We start from the raw sequence: 22,884 nt of genomic DNA, 5'->3' as shown, positions 1-22,884 counted from the left end.
CCGCACGGCAGGCTCAGCCGCCCCGCCCTCACATGCCGACTGACACGCAGCTGCCGCACGTGGGGTGCAGGCCCGCGCGGGTGCACGCTTCGCAGCGCAGGAACTGCTGGCGGCAGCTTTCATTGGCGCAGTTGACGAATTCCGGGGTGCGTTTGCCGCACTCCAAGCACGAGCCCAGAGACTCCGCACCGGAGCCGAACTCCATGTGCATGCGCTTGTCGAACACGTACAGCGAACCGTCCCACAGGCCTGAATTGCCGTAGGTTTCGCCGTAGCGGACAATCCCGCCGTCCAGCTGGTAGACCTCGTTGAAGCCGCGGTTCTTCATGAGCACCGACAGCACTTCGCAGCGGATGCCGCCGGTGCAGTAGGTCACCACCGGGCGGTCCTTATATTCGTCATATTTGCCGGATTCGATTTCGTCAATGAAGTCCCGCGTGGTCTCGACATCCGGCACGATCGCACCGCGGAAGCGCCCGATTTCGGCTTCCATTGCGTTGCGTCCGTCAAAGAACACGACGTCGTCACCGCGTTCGTCCATGAGCTTGTGCAGGGCACCCGGTTTGAGGTGCTCTCCCCCGCCGATCACACCGTCGGCATCGACCTTGATTTCATCCGGCGCAGTGAAGGTGACAAGCTCGGGCCGGACTTTGACCGACAGGCGCGGGAAGTCGTCACCGTGGCCGGTTGACCATTTGATGTCGGCCTTTTTGAACGGTTCGTAGCTCTTGGTGATGCGCACGTACTTTTTGACGTCGTCGATGTCCCCGCCGAGCGTTGCGTTGATCCCGTCTTTGGAGATGATGACGCGGCCTTTCAGCCCGCACCCTTCGGCGAGCGCGTGCTGCCACAGGCGCACGGCTTCCGGGTCAGCAAGAGGGGTGAATACGTAGAAGAGGACGATTTTCTGCACCGACATAGTCTCAATTGTATTGAGCACCCCAACTGCCGAAGCGCCGGTCACTGCCCGCGGCCCCGCTCTCCAGAGGCTGGACGCACCGGTTCCCGTCAGCTGTTTCGTCGCATGAGAGCCGTATGAGACCTGTGCCACAATGCGCGTATGGACGTTTTCTTCAAGCGAGGCGGCGCGCACAGCTTCACGGCCACACAGCACACCTCGGGAGCGTGGAACCCGAAAGAGCAGCACATTTCCCCTGCTCTGGGGCTCATCACCCACATCATCGAATCTGACGCGCAGGCTCGCGGGCAGGAGCACCTGCAGATTTCGCGGATCAGCTTCGACATCTACGGCGTGGTGCCGATTGCAGCCTTTGACTACAGCGTCGAGGTGCTGCGGCCGGGCCGGACCATCGAACTGGTCGAGGTGCTGCTCACCTATGACGGGCGGGTCATTGTGCGGGCTCGTGCCTGGCTGACTCTCGAGGCGGAGACCGCTCCTCTTGCCGCCTCGCCTTTTCCGGAGCTCACCCCGCTTGCGGACATGGAGTGCTTTTCCGGTTCGAGCGTGTGGCCGGGTGACTACATTGCCACTCTGCGGGCTTACCGGCACCAGTTCGAGCCGGGGCGTGCGCACTTCTGGCTGGCTTCCACGGCCGATCTCGCCGATGAGCCCACCTCGCAGTTCGCCAAGTCTGCTGCCCTGTTCGATACCGCCAACGGAATGTCAGTCCGCGAAGATCCGCGGAAGGTCGCATATCCCAATGTCGAGCTGACCGTCACGTACATTCGCAAACCCCACGCCCCCGTACCGGGAATCACGCCGCAGCCGGTCCCCCAAGACCCTGTCGGTCTGCCCTGGCAGGCCGGGGATGTCAGCGTCAGCTTCGGACCCAGCGGCATCGGCTTAACCCACACTGTGTGGCATGACGCCTACGGCCCGTTTGCCGTCGTCACACAGTCCCTGACAGTCCGGCCGATCAGCTGAGCGGCACCTCGTCATCTTCGGACAGCAACCCGGTTCAGCCCCCTCGGCCACATGCCCCACGAAGGCACCCGCGCGGTAGGATGACCACGTCAATCCCCGTCATCCCGCGCACCCGGATCCGCGCAAGCAGCGCACCAACGAGAGGACGTCGACAGGCATGTCATCCACGAACCCCTCCGCCGACAAAAAGGTCAAGGAGACCGTCGAATACGCGGCCGCCAACCCGGATGTCGAACAGGACTGGGCGTCACTCGGTCTGAAGGAAAACGAGTACGACGCGATCCGCGAAGTCCTCGGGCGCCGTCCCACCTCGGCAGAGCTGGCCATGTACTCCGTCATGTGGTCCGAGCACTGCTCCTATAAGTCCTCCAAGGTGCACCTGCGCAAGTTCGGCGAATACCTCACCGAAGACATGAAGAAGCACATGCTCGTGCCGATCGGCGAAAACGCCGGTGTTGTCGACATCGGGCAGGACTGGGCTGTCACGTTCAAAGTCGAATCCCACAATTCGCCGACCATGGTCGAGCCCTACCAGGGTGCCGCCACGGGTGTCGGCGGCATTGTCCGCGACATCATCTCCATGGGTGCGCGCCCGGTTGCCGTCATGGACCAGCTGCGCTTCGGCGCGATCGACCACCCGGACACCGCCCGCGTGTGCCACGGAGCCGTGGCCGGCATCGGCGGCTACGCCAATTCGCTCGGCCTGCCGAACATCGGCGGCGAAACCGTCTTCGACCCCGCCTACCAGGGCAATCCGCTGGTCAACGCGCTGGCCGTCGGAATCATGAAGCACGATGACATCCACCTGGCGAATGCCTCCGGTGCAGGCAACAAGGTTGTTCTGTTCGGTGCGCGCACCGGCGGCGACGGCATCGGCGGTGCCTCCATCCTGTCTTCCGAAAGCTTCGAAGAGGGCTCTGAATCCAAGCGCCCCGCCGTGCAGGTGGGCGACCCGTTCAGCGAAAAGGTGCTCATCGAGTGCTGCTTGGAGCTGTTTGCAGCCGACACCGTGGAGGGCATCCAGGACCTCGGCGCGGCCGGTATTTCCTGCGCGACCTCGGAACTGGCCTCCAACGGCGACGGCGGCATGCACATCGCACTGGACGACGTCCTGCTGCGCGACCCCACGCTGACCCCCGAAGAGATCCTCATGTCGGAATCTCAGGAGCGCATGATGGCAGTTGTGCGGCCTGAAAAGCTCGACGAGTTCATGGAGATCGTGGGCAAGTGGGAAGTCGAAACTTCGGTTCTCGGCGAAGTCACCGACACCGGCCGCCTGGTCATCGAATGGCACGGCGATGTCATTGTCGACGTTCCCCCGCGCTCCGTCGCCCACGACGGCCCGGTCTACGAACGCCCCTACAGCGAACCGTCCTGGCAGGCTGAAACGCAGGCCAACACGGTCGACGCCGCAGGACTGGCCCGCCCCGAAGGCGGCGATGAACTGCGCCAGACCCTGCTGGACCTCGTGGCCTCACCCAACCTGTGCTCGAAGGAATGGGTCACCAACCAGTACGACCGCTACGTGCAGGGCAACACCGCTCTGGCCTTCCCCGACGACGCCGGTGTTATCCGCGTCGACGAGGAAACGGGCCTGGGCATTGCACTGGCGACCGACGCCAACGGCCGCTACACCTACCTGGACCCGGCAACCGGCGCCCAGCTGGCGCTGGCCGAGGCCTACCGCAACGTCGCCACCACCGGTGCGCGGCCAATGGCGGTGACCGACTGCCTCAACTTCGGTTCGCCGGAAGACCCCGCAATCATGTGGCAGCTGGCCACCGCAATCGAAGGTCTCGCCCAGGGCTGCCAGGCTCTCGGCGTTCCCGTCACCGGCGGCAATGTGTCGCTGTACAACCAGACCGGCGACACCGCGATTCTGCCCACCCCGGTTGTCGGAGTCATGGGCGTTTTCGACGATGTCACCCGCGCCACCCCGTCGGGCTTCACGGGTGCTGGCCACGCCATCTACCTGCTGGGCGAAACAGAAGAGGACTTCGGCGGTTCGGCGTGGGCGGATGTCGCGCACGGCCACCTGGGCGGTCTGCCGCCTAAGTTCAAGCCCGAAGCTGAACGCGAACTCGGCGAAATCCTCATCAACGCCAGCCGTGACGGCATGATCGACACCGCGCACGACCTCTCCGAGGGCGGCCTGGCGATCGCCGTGGCCGAAGCGGTCATGCGCTTCGGCATGGGTGCGCGCATCTGGCTGGACGAAGTCATCAAGCGCGACGGCGTGGACCTGTTCACCGCGCTGTTCTCCGAAACCGCAGCGCGTGCAATCGTCGCCGTGCCGCGTTCGGAAGAAGTGCGCTTCACCGATATGTGCACCGCCCGGAACTTCCCGCACGTGCGCATCGGCATGACTGATGCTGGAGAAGACAACCGGGCGAGCCTCGAAGTGGTCGACCAGTTCACCATCGGCCTGCAGGAGCTCCTGGAAACCTCCAAGGGCACCATGCTGAAGCACTTCGGCTGACCGTAAGCCAACTTACGAGGTGCCGCTCACCTGACAGGTGAGCGGCACCTCGTTGTCTGTGCGCCGGGAAGGGCGGTGGGCGCGGCTGGGGTTCGGCGGGGAGGCCGGATGGAATGTCCGAGGGTGCCGATAGTGTTGACCATGAGAGAACTCAGACGACTAAGGAGGGTCCATGAGCTCGAACTACGCGGTGACAAACCCGGCCGACGGCCAGGTCACAGCCGAATACGACACCATCTCCGACGCCCAGCTGAGCCAGGCGCTCGACACAGCGGTCGAAGCCCAAAGGCAGTGGGCTGCGCGTCCCATAGAAGAACGCGCAGCCATTGTGAAGAAAGCCGCCCAGCTGTTCGACGAACGCGCTGACGAACTCGGCCACATCATCGGAAGGGAAATGGGCAAGCGCCACTCAGAAGGCGCAGAAGAAGCCCAGTTCTCCGCTGAAATCCTCAACTACTACGCGGACAACGGCGCAGAGTTCTCAGCGGACAAGAAGCTCGACACCCCCGGCGGCACCGCTGTGCTGCAGAGTCGGCCCATTGGGGTTCTGCTGGGCATTATGCCGTGGAACTTCCCGTACTACCAGGTGGCCCGCTTCGCTGCACCGAACCTGGTGCTGGGCAACGGCATTGTGCTCAAGCACGCCGAGATCTGCCCCGAATCCGCGCAGGTCATCGAAGACATCTTCCGCGAGGCCGGTCTGCCCGAGGGCGTGTACACCAACGTCCGGGCATCTCACGACCAGATTGCCGAAGTCATTGCCGATAGCCGCATTGCCGGTGTATCGCTGACCGGTTCGGAACGCGCCGGCGCCATTGTGTCGGAGCAGGCGGGCAAGGCTCTGAAGAAGGCCGTGCTCGAACTCGGCGGTTCCGACCCGTACGTCATCCTCGACACCGAGGACGTCAAGAAGGCAGCGCAGGACGCCTTCGCCACCCGTATGTACAACACGGGCCAGGCGTGTGACTCCAATAAGCGCCTGATCGTCATGGACGACGTCTACGAAGAATTCGTCGACGAACTGGTCCGCCTGGCCGCAGACATGAAGCCCGGCGACTACACGAGCGACGATCCCACGGTCTACCAACCGCTGTCCTCGCGCCGCGCGGCCGAAAACCTCGCAAAGCAGATGGAGCAGCTGAAGGAGGCCGGAGCCACCATCCGCACCGGCGGCGAACTCGCCGACGGCCCCGGCGCCCACTTCAGCCCCGCCGTCGTAACGGACGTTCCGGTGGGCTCAGATGTCTACTACGAAGAGCTGTTCGGCCCGGTGCTCGTTGTGTACCGCGTCAGCTCTGACGAAGAGGCCCTGGAACTTGCCAATGATTCTCGCTTCGGGCTCGGCGGCACCGTGTTCAGCACCGACACCGCGCGGGCCGAAGCGCTGGGCAGCCGCCTGCACGTGGGCATGGCCAAGGTCAACTCCTACGACACCGATTCGGCCGCTCTGCCCTTCGGCGGTGTGAAGAACTCCGGCTACGGACGTGAGCTCGGCCCCGTGGGCATGGACGAATTCGTCAACAAGCGCCTGTTCTACACCAAGGAGGACTGAATGAGCATGGACTACAAGGTCGTCAACCCCGCTACGGGCGCGACCGTCGAAACGTTCCCCGCCATCACCGACGACGAACTCGAAGCGGTTCTCGCCAAAGCAGAAAAAGCCCAGCGCGCATGGGCTGAGCTCGACATGAGCGAACGGTCGAAGATCGTCAGCCGGGTTGCCGACCTCTACGATGAGCGCGCCGAAGAACTCGCCGACATCATCGGCGTCGAAATGGGCAAGCGCCGTTCGGAGGCCGTTGGCGAAGCCCAGTTCTGCAGCCGCATCTACCGCTACTACGCCGACAACGCTGCAGAATTCACCAAGGATGTCCCACTGGATGCACCCGGCGGCAAGGCTGTTATGCAGCACCGGCCGGTCGGCACCATTCTGGGCATCATGCCGTGGAACTTCCCGTACTACCAGGTGGCCCGCTTCGCAGCGCCTAACCTCATGCTCGGCAACGCGATTGTGCTCAAGCACGCCGAAATCTGCGCAAAGTCTGCCGGTGTGATGGAAGAGATCATGCTGGAAGCAGGCGTGCCCGAAGGCGTATTCCAGAACATCTACGCCAAGCACGACCAGATTTCGAAGGTCATTGCCGACGACCGCATCGCCGGTGTATCGCTGACCGGCTCCGAACGCGCCGGTGCCGCAATTTCGGCGCAGGCGGGCAAGGCCCTGAAGAAGGCCGTGCTCGAACTCGGCGGTTCTGACCCGTACATCGTGCTGGACTCCTCCGACGTCAAGGCCTCGGCTCAGCTTGCCTACAAGACTCGCCTGTTCAACACCGGCCAGGCGTGCAACTCCAACAAGCGGATCATCGTCATGGACGACATGTACGAAGAGTTCGTCGACGAACTGGTCCGCCTGGCATCTGAGGCCACCCCCGGCGACTACACGAGCGAAGACCCGAGCGTCTACATGCCGCTGTCTTCGCGTGCGGCAGCGGAGAACCTCTACGACCAGATTCTCCGGGCCAAAGACGCAGGCGCCACCATCCGCACCGGCGGGCAGATCTCCGACGAGGGCGCCTATGTGTCGCCCACTGTCATCACCGACATCCCGGTGGGTTCGGACATCTACTACGAAGAGTTCTTCGGTCCGGTGCTCGTGGCCTACCCGGTTTCATCTGACGAAGAGGCCCTGGAACTTGCTAACAACACCCAGTTCGGCCTGGGCGGCACAGTATTCAGCGAAGACGTCGAACGCGCCCAGAAGGTCTCTGACCGGCTGGAAGTCGGCATGGCTTCGGTCAACATCCCCAAGGCCGGTGGAGAACACCTGCCGTTCGGCGGTGTGAAGCGCTCCGGCTACGGCCGTGAACTCGGACCGGTCGGCATGGACGAATTCGTCAACAAGCGCCTGTACTACGTGGCTGACTGACACAAGCCGTGCTCAGCTGAGCACAGCCAATCCAGCCAAGCGGCGCCTCGTCATTTTCTGGCGGGGCGCCGCTTGTGTTACGCGAATGTTCCAAAATGCGTCAACGCCCCAGCACGCATGTTCGCCCGTTCATATGATGAAAAAAATTTCTTCAAGGAAGGAGCACCATGACCATTCGCGTTTCCCACGCCGGCTCGCTGCCGCGCACCGACAAGCTCATTGCCGCCAACGCCGCACGCTTTGACGACTCCATCGACAAGGAAGAATTCGGCCAGCTGCTGACCGATTCCGTGGTTGACATCGTCAAGCGCCAAAACGACATCGGCATCACCGAAGTCAACGACGGCGAATACGGCCACGCAATGGCCGCCGAAAGGGACTACGGCGCCTGGTGGCACTACTCCTTTGAACGCACTTCGGGCTTGGAGCTGCAGGAAGTGCACTTCCACAACGCTCCCCCGGTGCGTTCCGAACCGGGCAAGGTCGTGCTGACCAGCTTCCCCGACCGCCGTGACCGCCACCTGTTCCCCGGCGTGTACGGCGACGCGGAAGCTTCTGGCGCTGACACCGGCCAGCAGCAGCAGTTCCCAGTGGCCGTAGAGCCGGTGCGCTACGTCGGCCAGGAGCTCATCCAGCGTGACATCCAGAACCTCAAACAGGCCTGCGAGGCAGCCGGAATCGACCCGTCGACCGCCTACATCAACTCACTGGGCCCGAGTTCCGCAGCACGCATCCAGAACGGCTACTACGACAGCGACGAAGAGTTCATCTGGGCCATGGCCGATGTCTTCCGCGAAGAGTACCTGGCGATTGCCGAAGCCGGTTTCATCATCCAGATCGACGACCCTTCCATCGCTGAGAATCGACGACCCTTCCATCGCTGAGAACTGGGACCAGATCAACCCCGCACCCAGCTTCGAAGAGTACCGCGAGTTCACGCGCCCGCGCATCGAAGCGCTCAACCACGCTCTGCGCGGCATCGACCCGCAGCAGGTGCGCTTCCACACCTGTTGGGGCTCTTGGCACGGCCCCCACGTGACCGACCTTCCGTTTGAGGAAATCGTCGACGACGTGCTGAGCATCAACGCCGCAGGCATTACCTTCGAGGCTGCGAACGTCCGCCACGAACACGAATGGCGCATCTGGGAAGACACTAAACTGCCCGACGGCAAGTACATCATTCCCGGCATCGTGTCGCACTCGACGAACATCGTGGAACACCCGCAGCTGGTCGCAGACCGCATTGAGCGCTTTGCCCGCCTGGTAGGCCCGGAGAACGTCGTCGCATCCACCGACTGCGGTCTGGGTGGGCGCATCCACCCCGAGATCGCCTGGGCGAAACTCGAAAGCCTCGCACAGGGCGCTGAAATCGCCTCCAAGCGCCTGGGCAGCTGACCCAAATCAGCTGCGCTCACCAAACATCGGCACGCAGCCAAGCGGCGCCTCGTCATTCATCTGACGAGGCGCCGCTTGCCTTTTCCCTAACCGCCCCTCACCCGCGGGCACCGGTTCTTCGAACCGGCGGCCTACCGTTTGTCGCGGGAGGCGATGACGGCGAAGACCGTGCCGAAGATGCCGATGAAGATCTGCCCGCACAGGCCCAGCAGAGACATCATGATTGCCCCGCCTTCGCCGACCCACACGGCCAGGACAATCGTGCCCAGCAGCGCAATCCCGGCGATCCAGGGGGCTGCGGCAATGTAGATGAACGCAGCCCGGTGGGCGCGCTGCCATACTTCTGGTGACCGGCGGGTGGCGCCCATGCGAATGCCCCAGCGGTCATTGGGGCCCAGGCGGCCGGCGGCCGCCGCACGTGTCGGCACCCACAGAACCGCGGCCAGGCCGATGCCCAGCAGTGTGAAAACCGCCGCTGTGATCAGCCCCGGGCTCATTGTTCACCGCTTTCAGCCAGGCCCAGGCGGTCGAGCATCCAGGCGGTCCAGAACGCTGCTTCGCGCCACGCGTCATAGCGTCCGGAGGCCCCGCCGTGACCGGAGGTCATATCGGTTTTGAGGATGACGTCCGCGCCGACTTCACGCAGACGGGCAGTCCACTTAGCCGGTTCGACGTACAGAACCCGGGTGTCGTTGAGTGATGTGATCGCGAGAATCGGCGGGTACTGCTGCTGCGTGACGTTCTCGTACGGCGCGTAGCTGCGCATGTACTCGTAGAACTCCTTCGAGTGCAGCGGGTCGCCCCACTCTTCCCATTCGATGACGGTCAGCGGCAGTTCCGGCATGAGCATCGAGGTAAGCGAATCGACGAAGGGAACATCCGCGATGATCCCGGCGAAGCGATCCGGGGCCATGTTTGCCACAGCACCCATGAGCAGTCCTCCGGCAGAACCGCCGCGGGCAACCATGCGCTCCGGTGATGTCCAGCCGGTGCTGATCAGGTGGTCGGCCACGTCAATGAAGTCGGTGAAGGTGTTCTTCTTGAACTCCATGCGGCCCTGCTCGTACCAGTGGCGGCCCATTTCACCGCCGCCGCGAATGTGGGCGATTGCAAATACGACGCCGCGATCCAGCAGGCTCAGGCGGACCGCTGAGAACGCCGGGTCCATGGAAGCCTCATAGCTGCCGTAGCCGTACAGGTTCAGCGGTGCCGGGCTGCTGCGGTCAACCGCGTCGGTGCGCCATACGAGACTCACCGGAATCTGTGTGCCGTCGGCAGCCGTCGCCCATTCCAAGGTCTGCGAATATGCGGCGAGGTCAACACCGGGAACCTCGGTCACCTTGCGAATCTGCTTGCTGTCCGGGGTGCAGTCGGCAACCGCGTGCGGGCGCACGAGCGAACCCATGGTGACCCGCACGTGCGGCTGGTCAAAGGAGTGATTGTCCGCTGCTATGAAACGGTAGCCCGCGTCTTCACCCGAATCAACTTCCGTCATGGGCCGAACACCGTCTTCGGCCGGTGCGCTCAGGTCAATGAGGCCGACCCGGGCGAAGCCCGCGCGCCGGTAGCCCACGGCAATAAGACCGCTGAACGCCTGGACTTCCTCAATGCGCATGCCGCCCACATCACGCAGCACTTGGGACGGCTGTGCTGTCGGATCAGCTGCCGGAACATCGGCGATGTCGAAATCGGCTCTGTCGCGGTTGTGGACGATGAGGAAGCGGTCCTCACCGTCAATCACAGCGTGTTCGACCGAATAATCCACGTCCTGTTCTCGCGGCCACACCGGCTGCGGTTCGGCTGTCGGGTCTGAGGTCGGAATGAACCAGGTGCCCGAGGTGGTCTTCGCTTCGGTTGAGATGAACAGGTAGTTACCGGTGCGGCTAAGCTCAGCGCCGACGAAGAACCTTTCGTCGTCTTCTCGGAACACAACTACGTCGGCGTCAGTTGAGTCTCCCAGGGTGTGCCGCCACACGGTGTCGGGGCGCCAGGAATCGTCAACGGTCGTGTAGTAGACGTGGGTGCCGGTGCCATCGAAGCAGGCGCCGTAGAAGATGCCGGGGATTTCGTCGGGCAGGTCTTCGCCGGTTTCCAGATTGCGGATGCGCAGGGTGAAGCGCTCATCGCCGACCCTGTCGACGGCGTAGACGAGCAGCCTGCCGTCGGGGGAAACGTCGAGGGAGCCGACTGCGAAGAAACTGCTGTCACCTGCTTCGACATTGAAGTCGATGAGCTGTTCTTCACCGGCCAGCGCCACTCCGGGTTCGATCTTCGGCGGAGTCCAGGCCTCGCCGCCGCCTGCCGCGCCAGGTTCACCGGCCCCAACATCACTGACCGGAACACGGCAGTACGCCGGGTAGTTCTTGCCCTCAGAGGTGCGGGTGAAGTACCAATAGCCGCCGCGGCGAGCCGGAACCGACAGGTCGGTTTCCTTTGTGCGAGAGCGAATCTCTTCGAAAATCTGCTCGCGCAGATCACTCAGATGCGCCGTACGGGCATCCGTGTAGGCGTTTTCGCGGTCCAGGTAGTCGCGAACCTGCGGACTGTCCTTTTCGCGCATCCACTCGTAGTTGTCGACAAAAGTGTCGTCGTGGAATGTGCGCTCGTGGGGAACCTTCTGGGCGGGTTCGGGTATCTGCGGGGTTGAGTGCATGGCACAAGGTTAGCCGTCTTCCATCCGCCAGAAGAACGGTCCGGCGGATCAGTCCAGCAGGTCGTGGCGGACGATCGACTGTTCGCGGTCGGGGCCGACACCGATGACCGAAATCCGGCAGCCGGACATCCGTTCGAGAGCCAGCACGTAGTCCTGCGCGTTCTTCGGCAGATCCTCAAAAGTCCGGCAACCGGAGATGTCTTCCTTCCAGCCGGGGAACGTTTCGTAGATCGGCTTTGCGTGGTGGAAGTCCGACTGCGACATCGGCATTTCGTCAAAACGCTCACCGTCGACCTCATAGGCCACGCACACCGGGATTTCGTACAGGTCATCGAGCACGTCGAGTTTGGTCAGCACGTAGTCGGTGAAGCCGTTGACGCGGCTTGCATAGCGGGCGATGACCGAGTCAAACCAGCCGCAGCGACGCGGCCTGCCGGTGTTCACGCCGAATTCCCCACCCTGCTTCTGCAGGTATTCGCCCATGTCGTCAAACAGCTCCGTAGGGAACGGACCTGCACCCACGCGGGTGGTGTAGGCCTTCACAATTCCGACCACGCGGTTGATGCGGGTGGGCCCGATGCCGGATCCAACACAGGCACCGCCGGCTGTGGGGTTCGAGGACGTGACGAACGGGTAGGTTCCGTGGTCAACATCGAGCATGGTCGCCTGGCCGCCCTCCATGACGACGACCTTGCCGTCATCGAGAGCCTTGTTCAGCAGCAGTTCGGTTTCGGTGACCATGGGCGCAATGCGGTCGCGGTACTGCGCGAAGTACTCCATGATTTCCTCAACCGTGACATCGCGGCGGTTGTACACCTTGACCAGAAGTTCGTTCTTCTGGCGCAGCGAGCCTTCGATCTTCTGCCTGAGAATCGATTCGTCGAACAGGTCCTGCACGCGGATGCCCAAGCGCGCCGTCTTATCCATGTAGGTGGGGCCGATGCCGCGACCGGTGGTGCCGATCGCGCGCTTGCCCAGGAACCGTTCGGTGACCTTGTCCAGCGTCTGGTGGAACGGGGCGACAAGGTGGGCGTTGGCCGAGATCTTAAGCTTCGACGTATCAGCACCGCGGGCTTCCAGACCGTCGATTTCGGAGAAGAGCGCTTCGAGGTTCACAACGACGCCGTTGCCGATCACGGGCACAACATTCGGCGACAGAATGCCAGCCGGCAGCAGCTTGAGTTCGTACTTTTCACCGCCGACAACCACCGTGTGCCCGGCGTTGTTGCCGCCGTTGGGCTTGACGACATAGTCGACCTGGGTTCCCAGGATGTCTGTTGTCTTGCCCTTGCCTTCGTCGCCCCACTGGGCACCGACGACCACGATTGCAGGCATTCGTCACCTCACGTTGACTTCTTCACGCGCTGACAGCGCATACAAAAAGGCGGATGACCGCCGTTGCGGCACCAGTTTAGCCGATGCGGCCGAATGTGATGCGGGGCACTGCGGTGACGCAGCCTGCGCGTGAGCCGCCCGGCGCCTCGTCAGCTGCCGGAGCCGATGCGGTCTATGGCCTCCGGGTCAGAGTCGCGGAGGAACTTCTCGATCCGGTGGGCTTCTTCGGCTTCGCCGATGCCGGCGGCAGCGCGCCCCAGGTTGTACAGGGCCCGCAGGAAGCCGCGGTTGACCTCGTGGGAGTACGGGATCGGGCCCACGCCGCGCCATCCGGCCTGGCGCAGCGCGTCGAGACCGCGGTGGTAGCCCACGCGGGCATAGGCGTAGGAGTCCACTAGGCGGCCCTCGGAGAAGGCTTCGTCGGCCAGTTCGGCCCAGGCCAGGCAGGAGGCCGGAAGGTCGTGGGCGACGTCAATGGGCTCTTCGCCTGCGTCCAGGCGACGGCGCGCTTCGACATCCGGGTGGTCATCGGGCAGGTAAGTGGGCTGTGGGCCCAGCTGCGATGCGTCGAGGTTGCCGATGTGTGCGGGTTTGCCGAGCGGCTGACTCATGTCTCTCCTTCAGCGGGGTGCGAAACGCGGGACGCGCTTCACTCGTTGCTTTTGACAGCGGGCGGCTGGACGGCAAAGGGATCAGTGGTCAGAGCACCGAAGACGCCGTCCTTTTCAAGCTCTTTGAGCCGGTCTTGTGATTCAACGCCGGAAGCCCACACGCGAATTCCCGCGCTGTCGTAGGCGTCCGTGTCCAAACGGCCCTCGGCTGCTTCGAGCGCGACCATTGAAATCCCGGCCTCCCGCAGCTCACCGGCGGTGGTCGATGTGACCTCACCTGTGTACATACCGGTGGCACCGGCTTCCTCTGCCGCACTGAGGACTTCCAGCGATGTCGAACGCACAATGAGCGCATCCGGGTTTGAGCGCTTTTCGGTGATGTCCAGGACGTCGGTGAGCACTTCCTGCGATTCGACGCCAGGCGCGAACACCAGGTACTTGCCATAGCGCTTCATGGCGTCGTCGAATGTGATCGGGGTGCCTGGGCGCGTCTGCTCTTCACTGTCGTCTTTGCTCTTGGCCGGCGGAATCTTTGCCGACAGGAAGTTCGCTGTCGCGGTCTTGTCCAGCGGGCGAGACAGGTTGAGGTCGGCTTGTGCGGTGTCGGCGTTGGCCAGCACCAAATCACCGTCAGCGGTCTTCGCCAGATCGATCGCAGGGAGGTATCCGAACTTGGCGTTCTCTTCCAGAGCTTCGCGGGAATTGGCCGGCAGAGAATCCGAACCGCCGCCGAGTGCCGCCACCGCGGGCGTGTTGAGGCCGTCGATCGTCAGCCGGTCCTTGGGCGAGAAGACGAAGACCGCCACGGCCACCAGAATGCCCACAAGCACGAGCGCTCCGGCAATGAGCGGCGCATTGAAACCCTGTCCCGGCTTTTTGCCGAACTCGAACTTCTTGCCCATCAGCGGTCCTGCTCTTCTGCCCGGGTGCCGCCTGTGTCTGTTCTGGAGCGGTCGGCATCCCCGTGGTCGGCTCCCGTGACGATGCCTTTGATGAAGCCGGTTCCCCACGCAATGTGCATTGTCGGCACAGCCGCGACAAAGGCTGCTTTTTCCCGGCGGTCGGCGTCGGGGGCTGAAACGGCCAGTGCCGAAACAGCGGCGGCATAGGTGGCAGCCCCCATCTGTGCTGCGCCTATTCCCCAGCGCACCGGTGTCGGCAGGCGGCGGGCAGCACCGGCAGCCTGCAGCGCTGTGCCCACCGCGGCGGCGGCAAGACCGCCGACCAGCACGGGTGGGGCGAAATAGCGCAGACTGTTGCGCGTGCTGTGGCGGCGCACGATTTCGGCCCGCCACTTGCCCGTCGCATAGAACTGCTGGGCAACGCTGCGGATATCAGCGCGCGGCCAGTAGGTCACGGTGAGTTCGGGGTTGAACCACACCAGCCCGCCGGCAGCGCGAATGCGCAGGTTGAGTTCCCAGTCCTGGCCGCGGCGCAGGGTGGGGTCAAAACCGCCCAGCAGCTCAAAGACTTCACGCCGGAAGATGCCCAGGTAGGCGGATTCGCTGGGGCCGGCCTGCGCGCCGGAGTGATAGGCCGGGCCGCCCAGACCGATGGGCGACATGTAGGCGCGGGCAACGGCTTTTTGGAACGGGGTGTCCCCCACCGCGCGCATCAGCCCGCCGACATTGGCAGCACCGGTTTCGCGCAGCGTGTCAACTCCGAGTGCCGCGTAGTTTCGCGGCAGTTCGGAGTGCGCATCCACCCGGATGATCACCGGGTAGCGAGTTTCGGCAATTGCCAGGTTGAGGCTTGTAGGGGTGTCGCCCGCGGGGTTGTGGACCACCGTGACGCGCGCGTCTTCGCGGGCCATGCGCTCAGCGATTTCAGTCGTCCTGTCGGTCGACGGCCCCAAGCCGATGACGATTTCCTTCGGCCCCAGGTACTCCTGGTCCAGCACCGTCTGCACGGCGCGTTCAATCCGCTTCTCTTCGTTGAGCACCGGCATGATGAAAGACACGCCCGGACGCTCATCGAGTTCCCACAGCTGGGATAGGTCAATGCTCACGCAGCTCACCTGTGTGCTTCGTATTCTTTGACAACGTCATCAGTATCGCCGTCGGCCATGAGGACGCCCTTTTCAATCCAAATCGTCCTGTTGCACGTGTCGCGGATCGACCGCATTGAGTGCGAGACGAGGAAAACTGTACCGGCCGATTCCCGGATGCCGCGGATGCGGGCTTCCGACTTCTCCTGGAACTGGCGGTCACCGACCGCGAGCGCTTCGTCGACGATGAGGATTTCGTAGTCCTTTGCCGTGGCAATCGCGAACTTCAGCCGCGCGGTCATACCCGAGGAGTACGTGCGCATCGGCATGTCAATGAACTCCTGCAGACCGGTGAACTCGACGATTTCGTCGTACTTCTCTTCGATCTCTTCGCGCTTCATGCCCATAGCGAGGCCGCCGAGGATGATGTTCTGGCCTCCGGAGAGGTCGCGGATGAGCGCTGCGCCGACGCCCAGCAGGTTCGGTCGGGACCTCGCGTAGACGGCCCCCTCGGTGGGCGGGATGAGACCGGTGAGTGCGCGCATGAGGGTCGACTTGCCGGATCCGTTCGTGCCGATCACACCGATTGATTCATTAGCGTTGGCCGCAAAGGACACGCCTTTGAGAGCTTGGACTTCCTTATAGCTGCGCTTGCGCTGGAACAGCCCACCGGCCTGCCCGGGAGTCATCCGCTTGCCCGTGGCCAGTGTTTTGAACGTGATGTGAAGGTCGTCGACGACGACGACCGGTTCGCCTTCGCGGGGCTTGGATTCCATATCAGCTTTCTCGACCATAGCGCTCCTCTGCTCGCCAGAAGAAGATCGTGCCGATGATCAGCAGGCCAAACGCCCACACCGCCAGGTGCCACCAGTAGTTCCAGTGGATTTCATAGGCGTCCATGAGGATGCCGCGGCCCAGTGACAGCACCTCGAACAGGGGGTGCCAGTCGAAGATGGCCTTGAGCACCGGCTTGTCTTCAACAAGTGCAAGAGGGTTGAAGAAAACACCCGAGGTGTAGAAGATCATGCGCGAAATGAACGGCGTGAACTGGCTCAAGTCGCGAAAGTGGACCGTCAGGCGGGCGAAGATGAGCGCCACCCCGGTGTTGAGGATCGCAAACAGAGCCACCAGCGGGATCATGAGCAGCCACTGGAGGTTCGGCAGATCGCCGCCGATTATCACGAGCACTGCCATCAGCAGCAGGGTCGGAATGAAGTTGAAGAACTCTTCGAGCACCTTTGCCAGGGGCAGCACCATGCGCGGGAACGGCAGGGACTGCACGAGAGCCGTGTTCGAAATGATCGACTTCGCTCCGCCGTTCATCGACGAGTTGTAGAACTCGAGCATGAACACGCCGATGATGACATAGGGGGCGAAGTTCGGCGGTCGGCTGCCTGCGAGGATGAAGCCGAACACCAGGCCGTAGATGAGGGCGGAGAACGACGGGCGCAGAAGCACCCACAGCTGACCCAGGCGGTTGCGCTCATTGGCGCTGCGCATGCGATAGCGGGCCAGAGTCACTGTGAAGTCGCGCCGCCGCCAGACTTCGCGCAGGTAGGCGAGGAACGGCGCCCTGGCGCCCACCCGCTCGAGTGAGTGCTCAGCGGCGAAATCACTCATAGACATGAACGCGCGACTCTTCCTTTGACGTTGATGAACACAAAGATTCTACCGAGTGGCCAGATGAACTTTGCTCATGTGGCTTTTAGGCGATTCGCCCCGCGGGCTGGCGCACGCGTCTGCGCATGTCGAAGTCCGGTGCTTCGGCTTCTTTCCTCGTCACCGCACCCGGCATCTGATGGCCTTCTGCGATCGCGTCGAGTCCTTCTGCAAGGACCGGCCCGAGCAGGCGCTTTGCGGCATTGTGCGCCGGAGGCAGGCCGATTGTCTCCACCCGCAGCACGACGCTGTCGTCTTCGGGACCGCTGAAGAACAGCAGCTGTCCGCGACCTGCGCGGATATCGCCCAGCGCAACCGGGTTGGGGTCGCACGCACTGTATGAGGCCCCTGCCGTGAACACCCGGGTGGTGCCCTGGAAGCTCCAGCGGGAGGGCACCTCGTGCCACCTGGCATCGACATCCTCACCGGCAAGTACCCGGCCCAGCCACAGCCCTTGGGAAAGCGCTGTCGGCTCCGCACCGCCGTCGCCCAAACCTGCGTTCGGGCCCTCGACTGGTTCGGCGCAGTCGCCCACGGCCCACACGCCGGGCACCACCTGCAGGTCAGCGCCCACGGCCAGGCGACCGGAGAACGTCAGCGGCCACGAACACTCCGGGAGCACCGGGCGGGAACCGACCGCGGCAGCCCACACATCGGCAGATGCGACATCCGGGTTCGGGTCGTGGGGAACACAGCGCACGCCTGCAGCCTCATTGAGCGCAAGCACAGCCCGGCCCAGTTCCGGGCTGGTTCCAGGCAGGGGCAGGTCGCCGCGCAAGTGCAGCGACACCTCCACGCCCCTGTCGGCTGCCGACCGCGCGATCTCAAGGGCCAAGAAGCCCGAGCCCAGAACACCCAGCCGCGGGAGGGACCCAGTGGGCTTTGGGGCACCGCCTTCGACGCTGGCTTCTGGGGTCGGGTTGGCGGACTCGGTGCCAAGCACTGCAGCACGGAGTGCTTGCGCCTCGGGAAGGGAGCCCACGGTGTATCCGCCTGGAATCGGCGAGCGGCGCGGACTCAGTCCGGTGGCAATGACAATCGATTCGGCCTCCAGCACCCGGCCATCAGCCAGGTGCACGGCACCCTGTTCGACGCGCACGGCTTCTGCCGTGATGCGTGCTGTGCCCGGAGGAACGGGCAGCGGAGTGACGGTGAGCTCGTCACCAAAAAGCCCGTCGGTCAGGGGCGGCAGTTCAACAGGTTCGTCCCGTGGGTCAACAATCACGGCGGTCTTTCCAGCACGCGACAAGACCTGGGCGATCTGGCTGCCGGCAGCACCGCCGCCGATAATCACAATGTCCGACTTCTTCACGCCACCACTGTACTCACGGCAGCAGACCACGGCCGGGCGGTGCGCTTGACCTCTGCCAGGCCCGGACACCGCGCGCCCACCCCGCATGGCAGACTGACCGTATGCCCAACGAACAGCCCAAACCCAGCGATTTCCCGCTGAGTGCAATTGAAAAGATCCGCTACGGCGACACCGACAGGCAGGGTCATGTCAACAACGCCGTCTACGCGACCTACTTTGAGTGCGGCCGCGTGGAGATCATCCAGTCCATGGAGGATGTCTTCGGTGCCGACGACGCCTTTGTGCTTGCGACCATCACGATCGACTACCTGGCTGAAGTGCTGTGGCCCGGCGAAGTCGAAATCCGCACGCGCCTGACGAAAATCGGCAATTCGTCAATCGCCCTAGAGCAGCTGCTCATCAACGAAGGCGAAGTCCGCGCCAAGGCGACCTCCGTCATGGTCATGACGAACACCTCCACCCGCCGTTCAGCTCCGCTGCCCGAGGCGGCCAAAGAGCGCCTGCGCACCTTCATGTGACGTCTACACCCCGCTGCACCGCATAATCCGGCCGCCGGGTACTGTCCCCAGACCAAAGAACGAGGTGCCGCTCACCTTCCCCGGGTGAGCGGCACCTCGTTGAGTTCTCGGCTGTGGTCGGTGTTCTCAGCCCCGCAGGGAACGTGCCAGCTTGCGCCGGGTTTCCTGTTCCACGGGGTCTGGTACGGGCAGCGATGCGATGAGCCGCTGCGTGTACGTGTGCTGTGGTGCGCCGAGCACCTGTTCGCCGGTGCCTTCTTCGAGCAGCTCTCCGTGGAAGAGCACTCCCAGGCGGTCCGACAGCATGTCGACGACAGCGAGGTCGTGGCTGATGAACAGTGCGGCGAAGCCGAATTCATCCTGCAGCTGGGTGAACAGCTCAAGCACGCTGGCCTGGACTGATACGTCGAGGGCGGATGTGGGTTCGTCGGCTACCACCAGTTCGGGCTGCAAGGCCAGACCGCGGGCCAGCGAGCAGCGCTGACGCTGTCCGCCGGACAGTTCGTGCGGATAGCGGTCGGCGTAGTGGGCCGGCAGTTGGACGGCGTCGAGCAGGCGGATGACTTCGGCGCGGCGGTCGCGTTCGCTCATGCCCTGCCGGTGTACCCGGAAGGGTTCGGCAATGCAGTCCCCGATTGACAGGTGCGGGTTGAAGGATGCGGCGGGGTCCTGGAACACGAAGCCGATCTTCTGCCTCAGCGGCTTGAATTCCTTTTCCTTGAAGCCGACCATTTCCTGATCGAAAACCCGCAGGGAACCTCCGCTGGCACGGGTCAGACCGGCGATGGCACGGCCGATGGTGGTTTTGCCGGAACCGGATTCGCCCACCAGGCCGTAGACCTCGCCTTCGCGGATGTCGAAGTCCACTCCCGTGATGGCCTTGAAGTCCGGTTTGCCCAAGCCGCCGCGGTAGGTGATCTCCAGACCGCGAGCCTTGACGATGGTCTCAGCGTCGGCAAAGGGATCAGCGGTCTTCTCCCCTGCCGAGGCGCCTGCAGGCTCGGCATCTTCCTGCGCCTGAGCTTGCCCCACCTGGGTTTTCTGCACCTGAGCGCGCCCGGAGGCCGGGCCACCCCTAAGCGTGCGGATTTTGGGCACCGCAGCCAGCAGGGACTTGGTGTACGGGTGCTGAGGGTCTGCGAACAGTGAGCGGACCTCGGCAACTTCGACGAGCTCACCGCGGTACATGACGGCAACCCGGTCTGCGAGGTCGGCGACGACTCCCATGTTGTGGGTGATGAGCACGATCCCGGTGGAGAAGTCGTCTTTCAGCGACCGCATGAGGTCGAGGATTTCCGACTGGACTGTGACATCCAGTGCGGTTGTCGGTTCGTCGGCAATGACCAAGTCCGCGCCGAGGGCCAGGGCCATGGCGATGACTATGCGCTGCTTCTGTCCGCCCGAGAACTGGTGTGGGTAGTAGTCGAAGCGCTCCTCGGCCTGCGGGATGCCGACCTTCTCCATGGCTTCGACGGCGCGCGCCCGAAGGTCTTTTCTGTTCGCCTTGGGGTCGTGCGCGCGCAGGCCTTCCGTGATCTGCCAGCCGACGGGGAAAACGGGGTTGAGCGCGGTGGACGGTTCCTGGAACACCATCGCTGCTTTGCGGCCCCGCATGCCGGTCAGCTGGGAGGGCGCCATTGTCAGGACGTTTTCACCGGAGACGACAACCGCGCCTTCTGCCACGGCAGTTTCCGGCAGCAGCCGCAGGATGGTCTTGGCGGTGACGGTTTTGCCGGAGCCGGATTCGCCGACCACGGCAAGCACTTCGCCGGGGTCGACGGTGAGGCTCACGCCCTTGACGGCGTTGACATCACCGGCGTCGGTGGTGAAGGTGACGCTGAGGTCCTCAACCGACAGCAGATGTTCAGACATTCTTGCTCTCCTTTGATTTCCGGCCGCGGCGGGATTTCTTGCGCAGACGCAGGCGCGGGTCGTTGAGGTCGTTCATGGATTCGCCGACCAGCGTGATGCCGATGACCGTGAACACGATCGCAAGGCCGGGGAACAGAGCAGTCCACCAGATGCCCGATGTGACATCCGAGAGCGACTTGTTGAGGTCGTAGCCCCATTCGGCGGCAGAGGTCGGCTCGATGCCGAAGCCCAGGAAGCCCAGCGCGGCGAGTGTGAGGATCGCCTCGGAGCTGTTGAGGGTGAAGATCAGCGGAATATTGCGGGTGGCATTCGGGTAGATGTGGCGGGCGATGATCCGCAGGTTGGAATCACCCAGAACCTGCGCTGACTCGACGAACGGTTCGGCCTTCAGCCGCACTGTTTCAGAGCGGACCACGCGGAAGTACTGCGGGACGAACACCACCGTGATCGAAATGCCCGCCGCGAGGACACCGCCGATGACGGTCGACTGTCCGCCGGAGATGACGATTGTCATGACGATTGCCAGCAGCAGCGACGGGAACGCGTAGATCGCATCGGCCACGACCACGAGCACACGGTCGAGCCATCCGCCGATGTAGCCGGACAGCAGACCGAGGATCACGCCGAGGAACACGGAGGCGAGGACTGCTACGACGATGACGAACACCGCTGTGCGAGCACCCCAGATGACGCGTGAGAAGACATCGAAGCCGGTGACGGTCGTTCCCCAGATGTGCTCCGCCGAAGGTGCCTGCTGCGGGACGAAGCGCCCGTTTTCATCACCGAGGTCGGCATAGCCGTACGGGGCGATGAGCGGAGCGAAAACAGCGCAGATGAGCACGACGCCGCAGATGATGAGACCTGTCACCAGCATTCCCCTCTGCAGTCCAGAGGACTGGAGGACGTGGCTGATGACGGGCAGCTTCTTCCACCAGGGCTTCTGCGCGTAGCTGCCGGAGGAGTCCTTATCAGCGGCCGCGGGTGCTGCCGGTGGGATTTCGGGAGTGTTGAGGGTGCTCATCAGTACCTCACTCGGGGGTCGATGAAGGCGACGATGATGTCGACAATGAAGTTGGTGACCGCGACGATGACCGCCAGCATGACCACGATGCCCTGCACGGCAACGAAGTCACGCGCCTGCAGGTACTGGAACAGCTGGAAGCCCAGCCCCTTCCATTCGAAGGTCGTTTCGGTCAGCACAGCGCCGGCCAGCATGAGGGCGATCTGCATGCCCATGACGGTGATGATCGGAATGAGAGCCGGGCGGAAAGCGTGGCGAGTGGTCAGGCGGAACTCGCTGACACCTCGGGAGCGGCCCGATTCAATGTACTGCGCACCCAGGGTGCCGATGAGGTTGGTGCGCACCAGGCGCAGGAATGTGCCCCCGGTGATCAGGCCCAGCGCGATCGCCGGCAGAACGGCGTGGGACAGAACATCGCTGACAGCAGCGAAGTCGCCGATCCGCAGCGCGTCGATCAGGTACAGGCGGGTGGGGGCGACAACCCCGTCCAGCAGCACCTCCGTGCTGCCGGATGCGCGACCGGACACTGGCAGCACCGGCCACAGGACACCGAAGACCAGCTTCAGCAGCAGACCGATGAAGAACACCGGGGTGGCGTAGGCCAGGATGCCGAAGATCCGAAGCACCGCGTCGGGCGTGCGGTCACGGTATTTCGCGGCGATCATGCCCAGCGGAATGCCCACGAGAAATGCGACAACCAGCGAAAACAGCACAAGCTCCAAAGTGGCGGTGCCGTACTGCGCGAGAACCTGCGTGACGGGGCGGTTGTCCGACACCGTGGTGCCGAAGTCACCGCGCAGCAGATTGCCCATGTACTCGAAGTACTGGATGAGCAGCGGGCGGTCGTAGCCGGCTTCGGAAACGCGCTGGGCCAGCTGCTCTTTTGTCAGCCGACCGCCGAGGCTGGCGGTGATGGGGTCACCGGTGATCCGCATGAGGAAGAAGACGAGCGTGGTGAGAATCCACACCGTCGGAATGATGAGGAGGAACCGGATCAGCAGATAGCGACCCAAACCGGAGCCGCGACTCTTCGCCGTTTTCTTCTTCTCCGGTCCGGCCGGACCGGATGCGAGATCCGGAATTTCGACACTGGCTGTCATAAGAGCTTCCGTACGTAGAGGGGATGTGCCGACCGAAATTCGTCGGCCGCCGCTTGCACACGCGGGCGGCCGACGAACCCAGGTCTGAGAATCAGGCGAGGCCGCCGCGTCCATCAGGTGTCAGCGGCGGC

At 63.6% G+C, this 22,884-nt stretch carries 18 protein-coding genes and 1 pseudogene; 6 read left to right on the top strand and 13 right to left on the bottom strand.

All coding sequences use genetic code 11. The annotated features are described in order from the left end of the window. Nucleotides 1-28: 28 nt before the first annotated feature. On the bottom strand, nucleotides 29-919 hold the full coding sequence (locus GC119_RS06250) for a rhodanese-related sulfurtransferase (RefSeq protein ID WP_070575366.1): 891 nt from the start codon (nucleotides 917-919) through the stop codon (nucleotides 29-31). Nucleotides 920-1,060: 141 nt separating this feature from the next. On the opposite strand from GC119_RS06250, the gene GC119_RS06245 reads away from it, so the two are divergent. The 5 genes and pseudogenes from GC119_RS06245 (at nucleotide 1,061) to GC119_RS06225 (ending at nucleotide 8,685) form a co-directional block, all read left to right on the top strand. Continuing rightward, nucleotides 1,061-1,885, top strand: a complete 825-nt coding sequence (locus GC119_RS06245) for an acyl-CoA thioesterase domain-containing protein (RefSeq protein ID WP_070575115.1) — start codon at nucleotides 1,061-1,063, stop codon at nucleotides 1,883-1,885. 157 nt (nucleotides 1,886-2,042) lie between these two features. Next, complete coding sequence (gene purL, locus GC119_RS06240; protein ID WP_070575118.1) at nucleotides 2,043-4,364, top strand: phosphoribosylformylglycinamidine synthase subunit PurL; 2,322 nt, start codon at nucleotides 2,043-2,045, stop codon at nucleotides 4,362-4,364. 172 nt (nucleotides 4,365-4,536) lie between these two features. Continuing rightward, complete coding sequence (locus GC119_RS06235) at nucleotides 4,537-5,916, top strand: NAD-dependent succinate-semialdehyde dehydrogenase (protein ID WP_151952752.1); 1,380 nt, start codon at nucleotides 4,537-4,539, stop codon at nucleotides 5,914-5,916. Further along, nucleotides 5,917-7,290 carry an NAD-dependent succinate-semialdehyde dehydrogenase gene (locus GC119_RS06230; protein WP_070575124.1) on the top strand — a complete coding sequence of 458 codons (1,374 nt, stop codon included), beginning with the start codon at nucleotides 5,917-5,919 and terminating at the stop codon, nucleotides 7,288-7,290. Between the two features lie 167 nt (nucleotides 7,291-7,457). After that, nucleotides 7,458-8,685 (top strand): annotated as a pseudogene (locus GC119_RS06225) (cobalamin-independent methionine synthase II family protein). A 131-nt stretch (nucleotides 8,686-8,816) separates the two neighbouring features. Here GC119_RS06225 and GC119_RS06220 read toward each other — a convergent pair. The 9 genes from GC119_RS06220 to GC119_RS06180 form a co-directional block, all read right to left on the bottom strand. Then, nucleotides 8,817-9,182: an SdpI family protein gene (locus GC119_RS06220; protein ID WP_151952751.1), complete on the bottom strand. Its 366-nt coding sequence runs from the start codon at nucleotides 9,180-9,182 to the stop codon at nucleotides 8,817-8,819. Continuing rightward, nucleotides 9,179-11,338, bottom strand: a complete 2,160-nt coding sequence (locus GC119_RS06215; protein WP_151952750.1) for a S9 family peptidase — start codon at nucleotides 11,336-11,338, stop codon at nucleotides 9,179-9,181. Before GC119_RS06215 ends, GC119_RS06220 begins: the two co-directional genes overlap by 4 nt. Nucleotides 11,339-11,386: 48 nt before the next feature. Next, nucleotides 11,387-12,673 (bottom strand): adenylosuccinate synthase, encoded by a 1,287-nt coding sequence (locus GC119_RS06210; RefSeq protein ID WP_151952749.1) that lies wholly within the window; start codon nucleotides 12,671-12,673, stop codon nucleotides 11,387-11,389. 149 nt (nucleotides 12,674-12,822) lie between these two features. After that, nucleotides 12,823-13,284: a DUF3151 domain-containing protein gene (locus GC119_RS06205; protein WP_083304184.1), complete on the bottom strand. Its 462-nt coding sequence runs from the start codon at nucleotides 13,282-13,284 to the stop codon at nucleotides 12,823-12,825. Nucleotides 13,285-13,322: 38 nt separating this feature from the next. Continuing rightward, nucleotides 13,323-14,186, bottom strand: coding sequence for a hypothetical protein (locus GC119_RS06200; RefSeq protein ID WP_151952748.1), 864 nt, complete (start codon nucleotides 14,184-14,186; stop codon nucleotides 13,323-13,325). Next, nucleotides 14,186-15,292, bottom strand: coding sequence for a glycosyltransferase family 2 protein (locus GC119_RS06195; RefSeq protein WP_151952747.1), 1,107 nt, complete (start codon nucleotides 15,290-15,292; stop codon nucleotides 14,186-14,188). The genes GC119_RS06200 and GC119_RS06195 overlap by 1 nt, the downstream gene beginning before the upstream one ends. A 5-nt stretch (nucleotides 15,293-15,297) precedes the next feature. Then, a complete protein-coding gene (locus GC119_RS06190; RefSeq protein WP_070575139.1) occupies nucleotides 15,298-16,065 on the bottom strand; it encodes an ABC transporter ATP-binding protein in 768 nt (255 codons plus the stop codon). Next, on the bottom strand, nucleotides 16,049-16,897 hold the full coding sequence (locus tag GC119_RS06185; RefSeq protein ID WP_070575141.1) for an ABC transporter permease: 849 nt from the start codon (nucleotides 16,895-16,897) through the stop codon (nucleotides 16,049-16,051). The genes GC119_RS06190 and GC119_RS06185 overlap by 17 nt, the downstream gene beginning before the upstream one ends. Before the next feature lie 79 nt (nucleotides 16,898-16,976). Further along, on the bottom strand, nucleotides 16,977-18,242 hold the full coding sequence (locus GC119_RS06180) for an FAD-dependent oxidoreductase (RefSeq protein WP_193215636.1): 1,266 nt from the start codon (nucleotides 18,240-18,242) through the stop codon (nucleotides 16,977-16,979). 101 nt (nucleotides 18,243-18,343) lie between these two features. Between GC119_RS06180 and GC119_RS06175 the strand changes: the two genes are divergently transcribed. Next, on the top strand, nucleotides 18,344-18,760 hold the full coding sequence (locus tag GC119_RS06175) for an acyl-CoA thioesterase (protein WP_151952745.1): 417 nt from the start codon (nucleotides 18,344-18,346) through the stop codon (nucleotides 18,758-18,760). Nucleotides 18,761-18,886: 126 nt separating this feature from the next. Here GC119_RS06175 and GC119_RS06170 read toward each other — a convergent pair whose 3' ends face one another. Genes GC119_RS06170 through GC119_RS06160 form a run of 3 tightly spaced genes read right to left on the bottom strand, consistent with a single transcriptional unit; the run spans nucleotide 18,887 to nucleotide 22,753 of the window. After that, the gene (locus GC119_RS06170; protein WP_151952744.1) at nucleotides 18,887-20,632 is read right to left on the bottom strand and encodes a dipeptide ABC transporter ATP-binding protein; all 1,746 of its coding nucleotides are present in this window, start codon (nucleotides 20,630-20,632) and stop codon (nucleotides 18,887-18,889) included. Continuing rightward, a complete protein-coding gene (locus GC119_RS06165; RefSeq protein ID WP_151952743.1) occupies nucleotides 20,625-21,653 on the bottom strand; it encodes an ABC transporter permease in 1,029 nt (342 codons plus the stop codon). Before GC119_RS06165 ends, GC119_RS06170 begins: the two co-directional genes overlap by 8 nt. Beyond that, nucleotides 21,653-22,753, bottom strand: coding sequence for an ABC transporter permease (locus GC119_RS06160; protein ID WP_070575151.1), 1,101 nt, complete (start codon nucleotides 22,751-22,753; stop codon nucleotides 21,653-21,655). Before GC119_RS06160 ends, GC119_RS06165 begins: the two co-directional genes overlap by 1 nt. Nucleotides 22,754-22,884: the final 131 nt, after the last annotated feature.

The organism is Brevibacterium sp. Marseille-P9724 (assembly GCF_902500275.1).
In the GTDB taxonomy this organism is placed as follows: domain Bacteria; phylum Actinomycetota; class Actinomycetes; order Actinomycetales; family Brevibacteriaceae; genus Brevibacterium.
Note: the sequence above shows the minus strand (reverse complement) of the source record. Positions and strands in the feature narration are given on the sequence as shown.